Source organism: Kitasatospora sp. NPDC097605, from assembly GCF_040302725.1.
Taxonomy (GTDB): domain Bacteria; phylum Actinomycetota; class Actinomycetes; order Streptomycetales; family Streptomycetaceae; genus Kitasatospora.
Map to the genome: position 1 here is coordinate 85,175 of NZ_JBEOSF010000032.1, position 16,940 is coordinate 102,114.

Genomic DNA, 16,940 nt, shown 5'->3' on the forward strand with positions numbered 1-16,940 from the left:
CCCCGGGCCCGCCCCGGAGTACCCGCCATTGTGGGGCCGGGCGACCGCCCGCGAGCGGGATCCGCGCGGTTTCACCCCTGCGGGCGTTGCGCCGCCAGCCCCTCGCGGCGCAGGCGCAGCGCCTGCCCCACGTAGTCCAGCGCGGTGCCGACGGTCAGCAGCACCGCGAGGCCCATCAGCACGGCCCGGGCGGTGGCCAGCCAGCCGGTCAGCTCCAGGACGTACATGCCGACGGCGATGCCCTGGGTGAGCGTCTTGAGCTTGCCGCCCCGGCTGGCCGGGATCACCCCGAAGCGGATCACCCAGAACCGCATCAGGGTGATGCCGAGCTCCCGGGCCAGGATCACCACGGTGATCCACCACGGCAGGTCGCCCAGCACCGACAGGCCGATCAGCGCCGCGCCCATGATCGCCTTGTCGGCGATCGGGTCGGCGATCTTGCCGAAGTCGGTCACCAGGCCCTTGCGCCGGGCCAGCTCGCCGTCGAACAGGTCGGTGATCATCGCGATCGCGAACGAGGCCCAGGCCACCGAGCGCCACTTGGGGTCGTGGCCGCCCTCGGCGAAGAGCAGGGTGACGAAGACCGGGACCAGCAGCAGCCGGACCATCGTCAGCACGTTCGCGATGTTCCAGATCCCCGGCGCCGGGGGCACCGCGGCCGCCGGTCTGCCCGGGTGGGCCGCGGTCGGGGCGCCGGGCCCCTGGGTCATTCCCCGGCTCCCGGTGCCCGGCGGACCCGCACCTGCTCCAGCGCCTCGGCGACCAGGTCGACGCCCTCGCTGGCGACCACCCGGGCCCGGTAGAACCGGCCGACCTCGGCGTCCTCGACGCCGACGAGCGTGGTGAGGCCGTCCGTCTCGGGCGCCTGGTGGGCGGCGCGGCCCTCGACCAGGTCGCCGTCGACCGACTCGACCAGCACCTCGACCTCGGTGCCGATCCGCTGCTCGGCCCGCTGGGCGGTCATCTCCTCGGCGAGCCTGCTGAGCCGGGCCAGCCGGTCGGCGACCACGTCCTCGGGCAGCTTGTCGTCGTAGCCGGCGGCCTCGGTGCCGTCCTCGTCGGAGTAGCCGAAGACGCCGATGGCGTCCAGCCCGGCGTGCGTGACGAACCGCTCCAGCTCGGCGAAGTCCTCCTCGGTCTCACCGGGGAAGCCGACGATGAAGTTGGACCGGGCGCCGGCCTGCGGGGCCTTGTCGCGGATGGTCTTCAGCAGCTCCAGGAACTGGTCGGTGGAGCCGAAGCGGCGCATCCGGCGCAGCACGGCCGGCGCGGAGTGCTGGAACGACAGGTCGAAGTAGGGCACCACGTCCGCGGTGCCGGTCATCGCGTCGATCAGCCCGGGGCGCATCTCGGCGGGCTGCAGGTAGGAGACCCGGACCCGCTCGACGCCGTCGATCGCGGAGATCTCGCCGAGCAGGGTCTCCAGCAGCCGGATGTCGCCGAGGTCCTTGCCGTACGAGGTGTTGTTCTCGCTCACCAGGACGACCTCACGGACGCCCTGCCCGGCCAGCCACTGGGCCTCGTGCAGTACGTCGGAGGGGCGGCGGGAGATGAACGAGCCGCGGAAGGCCGGGATGGCGCAGAACGAGCAGCGCCGGTCGCAGCCGGAGGCGAGCTTGACCGAGGCGACCGGGCTGTCGTCCAGGCGCTTGCGCAGGGTGCGCGGCCCGGAGGCGGGCGCGACCCCGTCCGGCAGGTCCTCGGGGGCGCCGTGGCCGGGCACCGCGACCTCGGCGGCGGCGGCCTGGCGCTCGACGGGGCTCAGCGGGAGCAGCTTGCGGCGGTCGCGCGGGATGTGCGGCGCGTGGTGGCCGCCGGACAGGATGGTCTGCAGCCGGTCGGAGATGTCGGCGTAGTCGTCGAAGCCGAGCACGCCGTCCGCCTCGGGCAGCGCGTCGGCGAGCTCCTTGCCGTAGCGCTCGGCCATGCAGCCGACCGCGACCACGGCCTGGGTGCGGCCGTGGTCCTTGAGGTCGTTGGCCTCGAGCAGGGCGTCGACGGAGTCCTTCTTGGCGGCCTCGACGAAGCCACAGGTGTTGACGACGGCGACGTCGGCTTCGGCGGCGTCGTCCACCAGCAACCAGCCGTCGGCTTCCAGTCGCCCGGCGAGTTCCTCGGAGTCCACCTCGTTGCGGGCGCATCCGAGCGTGACAAGGGCGACAGTACGGCGTTCAGGCATAGGGCCAAGATTAACGCGCGACCGCCGGGGGCGTTCGCCCCGGAGGCCGCGCGCCCCTTCCGGCCGGTTCCGCGCCGGGGCGCACGGCCCCCGCGATCAGCCCGCCTGCGGGTCGCCGGGGGTGTACGTGACGTGCACCACCTGGCCGTTCTTGCCCGCCGCGCCGAGGTCCTTGCCGTTGACGTACACGTGCACGGCGCCCGCGTTGCCGATCACCAGCTTGATCTGCTTGGGGTCGGTGAAGGTCTGGTCCTGGCCTTCCTCGATGTTGTTCTGGAACAGCGACTTCCCGCTGCCGTCCACCGCCGAGACCCAGCTGGTGTCCTTCTCGGCGACCAGCTTCACGGTGACCTTGTCGGCCGGGGCGGCGGCGATCGCGGGGGCGCTGGGCGCCGGGGCGGGCGGCTGCACGGTCGGGGTGGGCGCCGGGACCACCGGGGCGACCGAGCCGGTGCCGGAGCCGGAGGGCAGCGGGGCGCTGGCCGAGCCGGTGGTACCGGTTCCGCTCTTCCCGCTCACCAGGTTGAAGCCGATCACCCCGACCACCACGACGATCGCGGTGACCATCGCGATCGTCCAGTTCGGCCGGCCCCGGCCGGGGACCTTGATCGGGCCGCTCTCGATCAGCTCGGTGGGCCGCTTGGAGGCCGGCGAGCCGCCGTGCGCGGCGTCGTAGCGGGCCACCAGGGCCTCGCCGTCGACGCCGACCAGCTGGGCGATCGCGCGGATGTGGCCGCGGGCGTAGAAGTCGCCGCCGCACCGGCCGAAGTCGTCCTCCTCGATCGCGTGCACGATCGGCACCCGGACCCGGGTGGCACTGCTCACCTGGTCCACCGTGAATCCGGCCTCGATCCGGGCGGCGGACAGCACCCGGCCGATGCTCGGGGCATCGGCCACCGGTTCCGCGGCGCCGACGGGCTGGGCGGAGGTCGGGGCGTTCTCGCGGTCGGGGGACTTGCCGATGGTCACGGTGCACGCCTTTCGAGCGGTTGGCCACCTGCTGGGGAACAGTCTAGGGGCGTGGGCGGATCGTTTCTCAAGCGGAACAGGACCGAATGCGCTCGGCCGTCCCGGCCGGGGGCCGGGCGTGCACTGACCGCCCGTCAGCGCGGTGGGCCGCCGTCTCCGGGACCCCCGCACCGCCGCCCGCGCGTCCGGTGTCGCTGATGGGACGCGACGCACCTCCGATCGGTTCCGCACCGGCCGCCTACCCCCGTCCGAACGGGTGAACACCCGCCAGTGGTCCGGCCCCGGGCTCAGCCGCGGACTCAGCCGCGGATGGAGACGATCACCCCGTCCAGCTCGTCCGGCTTCACCAGGACGTCGCGGGCCTTGGAGCCCTCGCTCGGCCCGACGATGCCGCGCGACTCCATGAGGTCCATCAGCCGCCCGGCCTTGGCGAAGCCGACCCGGAGCTTGCGCTGGAGCATCGAGGTGGAGCCGAACTGGGTGGAGACCACCAGCTCGGCCGCCTGGATCAGCAGCTCCAGGTCGTCGCCGATCTCCTCGTCGATCTCCTTCTTCGGTCCGCCGCCGACCATCACGTCGTCCCGGTAGACGGCCGACAGCTGGTCCTTGCAGTGCTTCACCACGGCGGCGATCTCGGCCTCGGTGACGAACGCGCCCTGCATGCGGATCGGCTTGCTGGCGCCCATCGGCAGGAACAGCGCGTCGCCCTTGCCGATCAGCTTCTCGGCGCCGGGCTGGTCCAGGATGACCCGGGAGTCGGCCATCGCCGAGGTGGCGAAGGCCAGCCGGGAGGGCACATTGGCCTTGATCAGACCGGTGACCACGTCGACCGAGGGCCGCTGGGTGGCCAGCACCAGGTGGATGCCGGCCGCGCGGGCGAGCTGGGTGATGCGGACCACCGAGTCCTCGACGTCGCGCGGGGCGACCATCATGAGGTCGGCCAGCTCGTCGACGATCACCAGCAGGTACGGGTACGGCGTCAGCTCGCGCTCGCTGCCGAGCGGCGGGGTGACGGTGCCGGCCCGGACCGCCGCGTTGAAGTCGTCCACGTGCCGGAAGCCGAACGCGGCGAGGTCGTCGTAGCGCATGTCCATCTCGCGGACCACCCACTGGAGGGCCTCGGCGGCCTTCTTCGGGTTGGTGATGATCGGCGTGATGAGGTGCGGGATGCCCTCGTAGGCGGTCAGCTCGACCCGCTTGGGGTCGACCAGCACCATCCGCACCTCGTCCGGGGTGGCCCGGGCGAGGATCGAGGTGATCAGGCAGTTGATGCAGGACGACTTGCCGGCGCCGGTCGCGCCGGCCACCAGGATGTGCGGCATCTTGGCGAGGTTCGCCATCACGGTGTGGCCCTCGACGTCCTTGCCCATGCCGACGACCATCGGGTGGGTGTCCTCGGCGGCGGTGCGCGAGCGCAGCAGGTCGCCGAGGTTGACCATCTCGCGGTCCCGGTTCGGGATCTCGATGCCGACCGCGGACTTGCCGGGGATCGGGCTGATGATCCGCACGTCCGGGCTGGCCACCGCGTAGGCGATGTTCTTGGCGAGGGCGGTGATCCGCTCGACCTTGACCGCCGGGCCGAGCTCGACCTCGTAGCGGGTGACCGTCGGGCCGCGGGTGAAGCCGGTGACCCGGGCGTCCACCTTGAACTCGGTGAGAGTACCGGTGAGCTGGGCCACCACCTCGTCGTTGAGGGCGCTGCGGGCCTTGGCCGGGCCGCCGCGCTCCAGCAGGTCGAGCGAGGGCAGCGCGTAGGTGAGGCCCTCCGCGAGCTGGAGCTGCTCCATCCGGACCGGCGCGGGGCCGTGCTCCTCGGGGGCGCCGGGGCCGGAGCCGCCGGCGCGGGCGGCCGGGACGGCGGGCTCCTCCGGCGGGGCGGTGCGGTCCTGCACCTGGTGCATCATGTCCGCCACCGCGGAGGAGGCGGGCACGCCGTAGACCAGCGCGCCGTCCAGGTCGGCCGCGGCGCCGGCGGCGAGGTTGCGGGTGGTGTACGGGTCCAGCGGCTCCTTGGCGAACATGTCCGGCTCGTCCGCGGGCGCCTCGTCGGGCTGCTTGCGCTTGCGGCGGCGCCGGCGGGCGGCCACCTCGTCCGAGGGGTCGTCACTGTCCGTGTCCACGGTGAACGGCAGCGCGGAGGGGTCGGCGTCCTCGGGGGGTTCGGTGGAGAGCTCGCGCTCCGGCGCACGCCCCCCGTCGAGGTCCTGCGGGCCGGGTTCGACCACGCCCAGCCGGACGCCCGCCGCACGCATCCGCTCGGGGATCCGGTTGACCGGGGTGGCGGTGGTGACCAGCAGGCCGAAGAAGGCCAGCAGCAGGAGCAGCGGCACCGCGAGGGCCGGCCCGGCGGCGGCCATCATCGGGGTGGAGGCGGCCCAGCCGATGATCCCGCCGGCCGTCCTTATCCGGGTCGCGCCGCTGCCCATCGTGGGCGCGCCGCAGCCGATGTGGACCAGGCCGAGCACGCCGACCAGCAGGGTGGTCAGGCCGATCATGATCCGGCCGTTGGCCTCCGGCAGCTCCGGGTGGCGCATCAGCCGGATCGCGACGGCGGCCAGCAGGAACGGCACCAGCACGTCCAGGCGCCCGAACAGGCCGGAGACCACATTGGTGGCCGCTTCGCCCAGCCAGCCCTGCGGGCTGAACCAGGTGCCGGCGGCGGTGACCAGGGCGAGCGCGAGCAGCAGCAGGCCGAGGCCGTCCTTGCGGTGCGCCGGGTCCAGGTTCTTCGCTCCGTCGCCGAAGCCGCGGAAGACCGCGCCGATGCCGTGCGCCATGCCGAGCCAGACGGCGCGCACGGCGCGGAAGAGTATCGGCCGGGACGCGGGGGGCGGGGCGGCCGCCTTCCTGGCCGCCGTCTTCTTCGCCGGGGCGGCCTTCTTCGCGGCCGCCTTCTTGGCGGGCGGCTTGGCCGGAGCCTTCGCCGCGGCCTTCTTGGACGGTCCCGGACTCGAGTTGCGTGCCGCGCTTCCGGGCGTACGTGTGGCCATGGGTCAGCAGCCTACCGGGGCACACCACCTGTGCCCACGTCGTGCGCCCGGGCCCCGGGACGTGTCGCCGACACACCGTCATTCCGCCCGGTTTCACCCGGACGGGTGAAACCGAGGCGCGCTCAGTCCGTGCCGGGGCGCAGCGCGTCCAGCGCGCGCCGTAGGCCGGCCAGCTTGCGCTCCAGGTGCGCCGCGGTGGCCGCCACCCCGCCGTCCTCGCTGCCGTCCAGCTGCTTGGTCAGCGACTCGGCCTGCTCCTCGACCGCCGCCAGCCGGGCCGACAGCTCGCCGAGCAGTGCGCCGCCGATGGCCGGCTCGGCGCCGCTCGCCTCCAGCTGCAGCCGCAGCAGTGCGGCCTGCTCCTTCAGCTGGCAGTTCTTCATGTAGAGGTCGACGAAGACCGAGACCTTGGCGCGCAGCACCCACGGGTCGAACGGCTTGGAGATGTAGTCCACCGCGCCGGCCGCGTAGCCGCGGAAGGTGTGGTGCGGGCCGTGGTTGATCGCGGTGAGGAAGATGATCGGGATGTCCCGGGTGCGCTCCCGGCGCTTGATGTGGGCGGCGGTCTCGAAGCCGTCCATCCCGGGCATCTGGACGTCCAGCAGGATCACCGCGAAGTCGTCGGTGAGCAGCGCCTTGAGCGCCTCCTCGCCGGACGCCGCCCGGACCAGGGTCTGGTCCAGCGCCGAGAGGATCGCCTCCAGCGCCAGCAGGTTCTCCGGCCGGTCGTCGACCAGGAGGATCTTCGCCTTCTGCATCACGACGCGCCCTCCTGTCGCCTGCCTACCTGGGGAAGGCACCCGCGTACTGCCCACCACTACCCCGGTCATGCTAGCCGCACCCCCTCGCCCGGCACATCGCTCCGTCGCGTCCTGATCCGGAGCGGCGCGCAGTCAGTGCACCGGCGCACGCTCACCAGCGAGTCGCCACTCGGTCACTGTTCGCAACGATCGGTGACCCTACCGGGTTCCCGACCCTCCCCGCCAGCAAACCGCCCACCCCACCGGCGTGAATCCCGGAGCGTACTCCGGGATTCACGCCCCCGTCATCCGATCGGTCCCGACTCGGGCGGGTCCGGGCCCCGCCGGACACGTTCCGGGGGGCCTCAGGACTTCCGGACGGTGAGCCATTCGTGCATCACCGACAGCAGGTGGTCGGTCTCCACCGGCTTGGTGATGTGGTCGGTGGCGCCGGCCTCCAGGGACTTCTCCTTGTCGCCCTTCATCGCCTTGGCGGTCAGCGCGATGATCGGCAGCCCGGCGAACTGGGGCATCCGGCGGATCGCCTCGGTGGTCGCGTAGCCGTCCATCTCCGGCATCATGATGTCCATCAGGACCAGCGCGACGTTCTCGTGCTGCTCCAGCATCTCGATGCCCTCGCGGCCGTTCTCGGCGTACAGCACGGTCAGGCCGTGCTGCTCCAGCACGCTGGTGAGCGCGAAGACGTTGCGGACGTCGTCGTCGACGATCAGCACCTGCTGGCCGTCGAAGCGGGTGTCCGTCCGGACCGGCGGGCGGGCCGCCGGGGTGCTCTCGGACGCCCGCCCCTCCGCCGTCCGCCCGCCGGCCCCGCGCCCGTCGGCGGGCCCGCCCGCGGCCCCTCGGCCGCCGGTGGAGCGGCCGTCCGACGGCGGCGCGTCCGGGCCCGCCGCGCGCCGGCGCTCGACGGCGCCCCGGCGGCGGACCTCGACCAGCTCGCGGACCTCCTGGGCCCAGTGGTCGGCCGGGCTCTCGCCCACCGGCACCGGCGTCCCGACCGGCGTCACCCCGACCGAGGCGCGCATCGCCGCCGCGCCCGGCCCCGGCTGCCCGGCGGCGTCCGGCGCCTCCGTGCGCAGCGGCAGGTACAGGGTGAACGTCGAGCCCCGGCCCAGCTCGCTCTCGGCGTGGATCTCCCCGCCGAGCAGCCGGGCGATCTCCCGGCTGATCGACAGCCCGAGGCCGGTGCCGCCGTACTTGCGGCTGGTGGTGCCGTCGGCCTGCCGGAACGGCTCGAAGATCTCCCGCAGCTTGTTGCCGGGGATGCCGATCCCGGTGTCGGAGACCGTGAAGGCGATCAGCGGGTCGTCCGGGCCCTTGATCGCGCCCGCCTCCAGCAGCTGCTCGCGCACGTGCTGCGGCGTGCCCTGGCCGGCCGGGCTGATCGAGAAGTCGACGGCGCCGGTGTCGGTGAACTTCACCGCGTTGGAGATGAGGTTGCGCAGCACCTGCTGGAGCCGCTGCTCGTCGGTGTGCAGGGTGACCGGCAGGGCCGGCGAGACCCGCACCCCGAACTCCAGGTTCTTGTCCAGCGCGACCGGCTGGAAGGTCGCCTCGACGTAGTCGACCAGCTGCACCAGGGCGATCCGGGCGGGGCGGACGTCCATCTTGCCCGCCTCGACCTTGGACAGGTCCAGGATGTCGTTGATCAGCTGGAGGAGGTCGGAACCGGCGCCGTGGATGGTGTCGGCGAACTCGACCTGCTTGGGCGACAGGTTGCCCTCGTTGTTGTCGGACAGCAGCTTGGCCAGGATCAGCAGCGAGTTCAGCGGGGTGCGCAGCTCGTGCGACATGTTGGCGAGGAACTCGCTCTTGTACCGGGAGGCCAGCGCGAGCTGCTCGGCGCGCTCCTCCAGGACCTGCCGGGCCTCCTCGATCTCGCTGTTCTTGATCTCGATGTCACGGTTCTGCTGGGCGAGCTGCTCGGCCTTCTCCTGCAGTTCCTCGTTGGTGCGCTCCAGCTCCTCCTGGCGCGCCTCCAGCTCGGCCGACCGCATCGACAGCTCGGCGGTCAGCCGCTGGGACTCCAGCAGCAGGCCCTCGGTCTTGGTGTTGACGCTGATGGTGTTGACGGTGACGCCGATGAGGTCGGCGATCTGGTTGAGGAAGTCCAGCGCCACGGTGGTGAACGAGCTGAAGGTGGCGAGCTCGATCACGCCCAGCAGCCGGCCCTCGAACAGCACCGGCAGCACCACGATGTGGGCCGGCGAGGCCTCGCCCAGGCCGGAGGCGATCTTCAGGTACCCGGGCGGCGCCTCCTTGAGGATGATCGCCCGCTTCTCCACCGCCGCCTGGCCGATCAGCGACTCACCGGGCCGGAAGGTGGTCGGCATCGCCCGGCGCTGGTAGCCGTAGCTGCCGATCAACCGCAGCACGGTGTCGTTCTCGTCGTCGTCCTCGGTGATCAGCTCGGCGGTGCGGCCGGCCGGCTGGGCGAGGAAGAACGCGCCGTGCTGCGCCGAGACCACCGGGGTGAGCTCGGTCATGATCAGCGAGGCCACCGCCTCCAGGTCGCGCCGGCCCTGCAGCAGACCGGAGATCCGGGCCAGGTTGGTCTTCAGCCAGTCCTGCTCCTGGTTGGTGCGGGTGGTCTCGCGCAGGTTGGCGATCATCTGGTTGATGTTGTCCTTGAGCTCGTCGAGCTCGCCGGCGGCGTCCACGTCGATCCGCAGCGACAGGTCGCCCCTGGTCACGGCGGTGGCGACCTGCGCGATCGCGCGCACCTGCCGGGTGAGGTTGTTGGCCAGCTCGTTGACGGACTCGGTGAGGTCCTGCCAGGTGCCGTCCACGCCCGGCACCCGCGCCTGGCCGCCGAGCCGTCCGTCGGTGCCCACCTCGCGGGCGACCCGGGTGACCTCGTCGGCGAACGCCGACAGCTGGTCGACCATGGTGTTGATACTGGTCTTGAGCTCCAGGAACTCGCCGCGCGCGTCGACGTCGATCTTCTGCGACAGGTCACCCCGGGCCACCGCCGTGATCACCAGCGCGATGTTGCGCACCTGACCGGTGAGGTTGTTGGCCATCAGGTTGACGTTGTCGGTCAGGTCCTTCCAGATCCCGGCCACGCCGGGCACGCTGGCCTGGCCGCCGAGGGTGCCGTCGGTGCCCACCTCGCGGGCCACCCTGGTCACCTCGACCGCGAACGCCGACAGCTGGTCGACCATGGTGTTGAGCGTCCCGGCCAGCCCGGCGACCTCGCCCCGGGCCTCGATGGTGATCTTCTTGGAGAGGTCGCCCGAGGCCACCGCGGCCGCCACCTCGGCGATGTTCCGCACCTGGCTGGTCAGGTTCGACGCCATGAAGTTGACGTTGTCGGTCAGGTCCTTCCAGATGCCCGACACCCCGCGCACCCGGGCCTGGCCGCCCAGGTTCCCCTCGGTGCCCACCTCGCGCGCCACCCGGGTGACCTCGTCGGCGAACGCCGACAGCTGGTCCACCATGGTGTTCACGGTGGTGACCAGCTCCAGGATCTCGCCCCGGGCGTCGACGGTGATCTTCTTCGAGACGTCGCCACGGGCCACCGCCGTGGTCACCTCGGCGATGTTGCGGACCTGGCTGGTCAGGTTGTTGGCCATCAGGTTGACGCTGTTGGTCAGGTCCTTCCAGGTGCCGGACACCCCCGGCACGCTCGCCTGGCCGCCGAGGATGCCCTCGGTGCCGACGTCCCTGGCCACCCGGGTCACCTCGTCCGCGAAGGCGCCCAGCTGGTCGACCATCGTGTTGATGGTGTTCTTCAGCTCCAGGATCTCCCCGCGGGCGTCCACCTGGATCTTCTGCGAGAGGTCGCCGCGCGCGACGGCGGTGGTCACCTGGGCGATGTTGCGCACCTGATCGGTGAGGTTGTTCGCCATGAAGTTGACGTTGTCGGTGAGGTCCCGCCAGACGCCGGCCGCCCACGGCACCTGCGCCTGCCCGCCGAGGCGCCCCTCGGTGCCCACCTGACGGGCCACCCGGGTCACCTGCTCGGCGAACCCGGAGAGCTGGTCGACCATCGTGTTGATGGTGTTCTTCAGCTCCAGGATCTCCCCGCGCGCGTCCACCTCGATCTTCTGCGAGAGGTCGCCGCGCGCCACCGCCGTGGTCACCTGGGCGATGCTGCGGACCTGGCCGGTCAGGTTGTCCGCCATGAAGTTCACCGAATCGGTGAGGTCCCGCCACACCCCCGCGACGCCGGGCACCTGCGCCTGGCCGCCCAGCCGGCCCTCCGTGCCCACGTCCCGGGCGACCCGGGTCACCTGCGCCGCGAAGCCGTTCAGCTGGTCCACCATCGTGTTGACGGTGTTCTTCAGCTCCAGCATCTCGCCGGCCACCTCGACCGTCACCTTGCGGGACAGGTCACCCTTGGCCACCGCGGTGGTCACCTGCGCGATGTTGCGCACCTGGGCGGTCAGCCGGCCGGCCATGGTGTTGACCGAGTCCCCGAGGTCCTTCCAGCTGCCGGACACGCTGCGGACCTTCGCCTGGCCGCCCAGCTTGCCCTCGGTGCCGACCTCACGGGCCACCCGGGTCACCTCGTCGGTGAACTCCGACAGCTGGTCCACCAGCCCGTTGACGGTCCGGCCGATCTTCAGGTACTCGCCGCGCAGCGGGTGGCTCACCCCGTTGCTGTGCAGCGAGCGCAGCTCCATCTTCTGGTCCAGGTCGCCCTCGGCGATCGACGTCAGCACCCGGCCCACCTCGGCCATCGGCCGCGCCAGGTCGTCGATCAGCGCGTTGCAGTTGTCGACCGCCGCCATCCAGGCGCCCTCGCCGGCGCCCGTCTCCAGCCGCTCGTTCAACCGGCCCTCGCGGCCCACCGCCCGCCGCACCCGGGCCAGCTCGCCCGTCAGGTGCTGGTTGCGCTCGGCCACCTCGTTGAAGACCGCGGCGATCTCCGCCAGCGGACCGTCCCCGGGCACCGTCAGCCGGCGCCGGAAGTTTCCGTCCCGCATCGCCGTCAGCGCGGCCAGCAGCTTGCGCAGCTCGGCCGGCTCGGCGCCGCGGTTGTGGTTGACACGCCGGCCGGCCGCGCTCCGCGGCGCGGCCCCGGGGCGCCCGCCGCGCTGAGCGGGCGGCGTCGTACCGGTTGCGTCCTTGGTGGCCGAACTCAACGGGCCCCTCCCAGATCGTGAACTGTCCGGGCGCCCCGCACACGCGCCCCGCCGGGGCCCGCCGCGCAGCACCGTCCCGGCGCTACCGTCCCGGCGGCCCGTCAGGCCCGCCGGAACCCACAACGACCGTACTGCTCGGACCGGACATCGCGGACCCCCCAGTCTGGCAGCACTCGCGCCCGGTACAAGCGCGGTTGCACTCGGTTGGTACCGGCCCGTCCGAAACGGGTGGGCAGAATCACCCTCCGGTGCCTGTTTCGACTCCCCGCCCCCACGGGGAACCAAGCGGAAAGTAGGGTGGAGCGCTGCACCGGGCCACAACCGCCCCGGCGGCGCCGCCCACCCCGCCGGCGCGCACCGGGATTCGGCGCCGCACCCCGGACAGCCAGGGCCAGAGCAGAGGAGACGTGGCAACGTGGTCACCGCGCGCGCAGCCGCCACCTTCGAACCCGTGGGCCGGTCGGCCGGTGCCGCCCGCGCCTTCGTCCGCGACGCGCTGCTGGGCTGGGGCCTGCCCGAGGTCGTCGACGACGCGGTGGTCCTGGTCAGCGAACTCGTCACCAACGCGGTCGTGCACGCCGGCACCGCCGCCGAGGTCTGCTGCCTGCGCGAGGACGGCACCGTCCGGATCGAGGTCACCGACCGCCACCCCGAACGCGGCCTGCCGAGCTTCGCCGACATCCCCGCCACCGCGTCCGACCACTACGCCGACGCCGACGGCGAGGGCGGTCGCGGCCTGCTGATGTGCGCCGCGCTCGCCGAACGCTGGGGCGTCGAGTACGGCTCCGGCCGCAAGACCGTCTGGTTCCGGCTCGCCCTGCCCGCGCACACCGCCGGCACCCGCTACGCCCTGCCCGCCGCCCCCGGCGGCGAGCTGCCCAGCAGCCACGGCCCGGTCCACGTCGCCGTCGTCCAGCTCGACGACGACGGCCGGGTGCTCGCCTGGAACCCCGACGCCGAGGCCCTCTTCCAGCACCCGGCCGACACCGTGCTCGGCCGCCCCTGGGCCGACCTCGCCGTCTGGCCGCAGTCCGCCGACGGCGGCCCCGGGTTCGGCGCCGTGCTGCGGCTCGCCCGCTGGGAGGGCGGCTACGCGCTGCGCCGCGCCGACGGCACCGAGATCGACGTCTACGGCGTCCAGGTCCGTCTGCGTGACACCGACGGCACTCCGACCACGCTGTGTCTACTCGTCCGCGACGACGACCGCGCCGTGCTGCGCTCCCCCGCCCGCGCCCTGCCCGGCGACCGCGGCGAACCCGCCACCCGGCTCGACCTGCTGGCCGGCCTCGGCACCGGCGAGGACCTCGACACCCTGCTCCAGCACACCGTCGAACGCGCCCGCGACCTGCTCGACGCCGACGCCGCCTACCTGCTGCTCACCACCGACGACGAGGCCGAGTTCGAACTGCGGGCCAGCACCGGACTGCCCACCGCGCCGCGCCCGCACAGCCGTTTCCCGGTCGACACCGGCAACCGCTACGACTCGCCCCGCCTCCCCTCCGTCCACGAGGACCTCGCCGCCCGGCCCACCGGCCTGCCGGTCCTCGACGACAGCGGACTGCGCTCCCTGCTCACCGTCCCGCTCAAGGTCGAGGGCCGGCTGATCGGCTCGCTCGGCATCGCCACCGGCACCCCCGGCCGCTACGACAACGAGGACGCGCTGCGCCTCCAGTTCGCCGCCGACCGGCTCGCCCTGGCCGTCGAGTCCACCCGGCTCGCCGAACTCGAACGGCTGCGCCGCGGCTCGCTCTCCTTCCTCGTCGAGGCCTCCGACCTGCTCGCCGGCACCCTCGAACACGAGCAGACGCTCGCCCTGATGGCCCAGATGGCCGTCCCCACCCTCTCGTCCTGGTGCGCCGTCTACACCAACGGCGACCACGGCGCGCCCGCCTCGCTCGCCTTCGTCCTGCACGAGGACGAGGACCGCATCGACCCGCTGCGCGCCCTGCTCGACAAGACACCCGCCCCGGACAGCGGCCCCACCCACGGCACCCGGTTCTGGACCGCCCCCGCCGAGACCGCCGACGGCAACGGCTTCACCGACGAACCCGGCCTCACCGGCCTGCTCGGCGAGACCGTCGTCCTGCCGCTGACCGCCCGCAACCGGGTGATCGGCCTGCTCGCCCTCGGCACGGCGGCCGGCGTGCGGTTCCGCCAGGAGATCCTGGAACTCGCCGAGGACCTCTCCCGCCGGGCCGCCCTCGCCCTCGACAACTCGCGCCTCTACTCCGAGCGCACCGCCACCAGCCAGGCCCTGCAGCGCAGCCTGCTGCCCCCGGACCTGCCCGACATCCCGGGCGTCGAGGTGGACGTCTACTACCAGGCCGCCGGCGAGGGCAACGAGGTCGGCGGAGACTTCTACGACCTCTTCCCGATCCGCGAGGGCACCTACGGCTTCGCCATCGGCGACGTCTGCGGCACCGGCCCGGAGGCCGCCTCGGTCACCGGCCTCGCCCGGCACTCGCTGCGGCTGCTCGCCCGCGAGGGCCTGGACGCCCCGCAGGTCCTCAGCCGGCTCAACACGGCCATCCTGGACGAGGGCGCGCGCAGCCGCTTCCTGACCCTGCTGTACGGCGAACTGACACCCCGTCCGGACGGCAGCACCGAACTCTCCCTGGTCTGCGCCGGCCACCCGCTGCCGCTGCGGCTGCGCACCGACGGCCGGGTCGACCGGGCCGCCACCCCGCAGCCGCTGCTCGGCGTCATGGACGACCTCGACCTCACCGCCGAGCACCTGGTACTCAACCCCGGCGAGGTCCTGCTCTGCGTCACCGACGGCGTCACCGAACGCCGCGAGGGCCGGCGGATGCTGGGCGACGACGGCCTCGCCGAGGTGCTCACCGGCTGCACCGGGCTCACCGCCGGAGCGGTCGCGCTGCGCGTCCAGCGGGCGGTCGAGCGGTTCGCCCCGGAGCCGCCCTCCGACGACATGGCGATCCTCACCCTGCGGGTGCCGACCCAGCGCACCGCCTGAACACATCGGTGCGACAGTTGGCGCACCGGCTGTCGGAGCGTGACCGGACCGTGCCCGGCAGCGTCACAAAATGTGCGATTCACAAGGGTACAAGCCCGCTCACCCTGGGTACACCGACCTCACCGGGAAATCCCCCGGCGGGGACGTGACCAGCGGCTCTCCCGCTGGCCCAGCATTCGACCGCAGCCGTCGCACGCTCCAGCCGTGCGCGCCCGGAGCGGTCACGCGCCTTCACCTCATCGACACTCACCCGCGTTCACTGCGCCCTGCGCGCGCCCATGAGTGAAAGGAGCCTCCGGTGAGCAACGAAGCTACCGGGGCACTGAACGCCCGCTCGACCGGCGCCGACGCGGGTAACCTCGGTTACCTCGCACTCGGCCTGACCCTGCTCGCCTACGGGCTGCTCTCCACCGGCATCCTCAGCGGCACCGCCGCTGGCAACTCGGCCCACCTCGCCCACATCCTCGGCGGCCTCACCCTGTTCGTCGCGGGCCTCTGGCAGTTCCGCGGCGGCGAGGGCTTCACCGGCACCGCCTTCACCAGCCTGGGCGCCTTCTGGGCCACCTGGTCCACGGCCTCCGGCGCCGGCAAGAACGCGGCCGGCCTCTTCCTGCTCCTGTGGGCCCTGCTCGCCCTCACCCTGACCGCCGCCGCCTGGAACGCGGGCCTGTTCAGCCGCGCCGTCTACGGCCTGCTGACGGTCTCCCTGGTGCTCTCCGCGATCGCCACCTTCACCACCTCCGGCGGCCTCGCCAAGGCGGCCGGCTGGATCGCCGCCGCCTCCGGCCTGGCGGCCTGGTACTGGGCCACCGCGTCGCTGACCAACAGCGCGTGGGGCCGCGAAGCCCTGCCGGTCAAGTAACGGCGGGTGAGCCGATGGGCCGGACCCCACCCCCACGGGGCCCGGCCCATCGGCATTCCGTCCCCCTGCCTGCCCCCTGCCGGCCCCCGCACCGCCTTCAGCCGACGGCCAGCGGCTCCCGCTCCGCCACCGGCCGGACCTCCCCCGCGCGCCGGGCCCGCCACCGGGCGACACCGTGCTGCGCCGCGTACGCCATCAGCAGGATCGCCACCGCGACCAGGCCGTCCGCCCAGAAGTGGTTGGCCGTCACCACCACCACCGTGATCGTCAGCACCGGGTGCAGCACGATCAGCCAGCGGAGCGGACTCCTCGACACCCGCACCACCGCGACCGCCACCAGCACGCACCACGCCACGTGCACCGACGGCATCGCCGACAGCTGCGCCGCCTTGACCACCCCGCCGACCGCGCCGCCGTACACCGACTGCCCGTACTCCGCCGCGACATCGACGAACCCGTTCTCCGGCAGCATCCGGGGCGGCGCCACCGGGAGGAACTGGACGGCCAGGCAGACCGCCGTCGTGATGACCACCGTGCTCCGCACCCAGGCATAGCGCTCGCGGTGTCTGAGGAAGACCCAGAGCAGCACCCCGATCATCACGGTGAAGTGCATCGACGCGTAGTAGTAGTTCGCCAGCTTCACCAGCGCCGGGTACGGCGTCACCGCGGCCTGCCAGGAGGCCTCGTCGGGCAGGCCGAACGCCAACTCCGTCCGGTGGATCCAGCGCGCCCGGTCCAGCGCGTGCTCGGTGCTCATCAGGGAGAGCCTCCCGACCAGCTGCCAGAGCGCGAACAGCGCGAGCAGGGTGCCGGCCTCCCGCAGGATCGCCGAGAGACCCGCCCGCCGCACCCGGGCGGCCGCGTACGCGCCGCCGTAGAGAGCGACCGAGGTACCCCCGGCCGACTGCCAGGTCAGGGTCAGGTTCTGCAACGGTTCGCGCCTCTCCAGCAAGCTCCGGTGTGGTGGGGAGACGTTAACGCAAAAAGACCCCCTCCTGAACCGGAGGGGGTCTTTTTGGAATGATTGTTCGGCGGCGTCCTACTCTCCCACAGGGTCCCCCCTGCAGTACCATCGGCGCTGTGAGGCTTAGCTTCCGGGTTCGGAATGTAACCGGGCG

9 protein-coding genes and 1 rRNA gene are annotated in these 16,940 nt (G+C 72.7%); 2 read left to right on the forward strand and 8 right to left on the reverse strand.

The window, feature by feature from the left end:
* Positions 1-71: 71 nt before the first annotated feature.
* From pgsA to ABTX81_RS29005, 6 genes are all read right to left on the reverse strand, one after another.
* Complete coding sequence (pgsA, locus tag ABTX81_RS28980) at positions 72-710, reverse strand: CDP-diacylglycerol--glycerol-3-phosphate 3-phosphatidyltransferase (RefSeq protein ID WP_350551443.1); 639 nt, start codon at positions 708-710, stop codon at positions 72-74.
* The gene (rimO, locus tag ABTX81_RS28985; protein ID WP_350551446.1) at positions 707-2,179 is read right to left on the reverse strand and encodes a 30S ribosomal protein S12 methylthiotransferase RimO; all 1,473 of its coding nucleotides are present in this window, start codon (positions 2,177-2,179) and stop codon (positions 707-709) included. Before rimO ends, pgsA begins: the two co-directional genes overlap by 4 nt.
* Before the next feature lie 96 nt (positions 2,180-2,275).
* The gene (locus ABTX81_RS28990; RefSeq protein WP_350551449.1) at positions 2,276-3,148 is read right to left on the reverse strand and encodes a helix-turn-helix domain-containing protein; all 873 of its coding nucleotides are present in this window, start codon (positions 3,146-3,148) and stop codon (positions 2,276-2,278) included.
* Between the two features lie 299 nt (positions 3,149-3,447).
* Positions 3,448-6,138: a DNA translocase FtsK gene (locus ABTX81_RS28995; RefSeq protein WP_350551452.1), complete on the reverse strand. Its 2,691-nt coding sequence runs from the start codon at positions 6,136-6,138 to the stop codon at positions 3,448-3,450.
* 122 nt (positions 6,139-6,260) lie between these two features.
* On the reverse strand, positions 6,261-6,899 hold the full coding sequence (locus ABTX81_RS29000; RefSeq protein ID WP_350551455.1) for a response regulator: 639 nt from the start codon (positions 6,897-6,899) through the stop codon (positions 6,261-6,263).
* A 344-nt stretch (positions 6,900-7,243) separates the two neighbouring features.
* Positions 7,244-11,827: a HAMP domain-containing protein gene (locus tag ABTX81_RS29005; protein WP_502892886.1), complete on the reverse strand. Its 4,584-nt coding sequence runs from the start codon at positions 11,825-11,827 to the stop codon at positions 7,244-7,246.
* Positions 11,828-12,401: 574 nt separating this feature from the next.
* Here ABTX81_RS29005 and ABTX81_RS29010 point away from each other — a divergent pair.
* Both ABTX81_RS29010 and ABTX81_RS29015 read left to right on the forward strand, forming a co-directional pair.
* Positions 12,402-14,960: a SpoIIE family protein phosphatase gene (locus tag ABTX81_RS29010; protein ID WP_350551458.1), complete on the forward strand. Its 2,559-nt coding sequence runs from the start codon at positions 12,402-12,404 to the stop codon at positions 14,958-14,960.
* 298 nt (positions 14,961-15,258) lie between these two features.
* A complete protein-coding gene (locus ABTX81_RS29015; protein WP_350551461.1) occupies positions 15,259-15,822 on the forward strand; it encodes an acetate uptake transporter in 564 nt (187 codons plus the stop codon).
* Positions 15,823-15,919: 97 nt separating this feature from the next.
* On the opposite strand, the gene ABTX81_RS29020 is transcribed toward ABTX81_RS29015, so the two are convergent.
* Entirely contained in the window at positions 15,920-16,753 is an 834-nt protein-coding gene (locus tag ABTX81_RS29020) for a phosphatase PAP2 family protein (protein WP_350551464.1), read from the reverse strand.
* A gap of 95 nt (positions 16,754-16,848) precedes the next feature.
* A 5S ribosomal RNA gene (gene rrf / locus ABTX81_RS29025) occupies positions 16,849-16,940 on the reverse strand; the annotation flags it as partial.

Bases quoted from the DNA above. Each gene is read 5' to 3' on its own strand.
- pgsA (WP_350551443.1), bottom strand. From the start codon at position 710: ATGACCCAGGGGCCCGGCGCCCCGACCGCGGCCCACCCGGGCAGACCG.
- rimO (WP_350551446.1), bottom strand. From the start codon at position 2,179: ATGCCTGAACGCCGTACTGTCGCCCTTGTCACGCTCGGATGCGCCCGC.
- ABTX81_RS28995 (WP_350551452.1), bottom strand. From the start codon at position 6,138: ATGGCCACACGTACGCCCGGAAGCGCGGCACGCAACTCGAGTCCGGGA.
- ABTX81_RS29005 (WP_502892886.1), bottom strand. From the start codon at position 11,827: ATGCGGGACGGAAACTTCCGGCGCCGGCTGACGGTGCCCGGGGACGGT.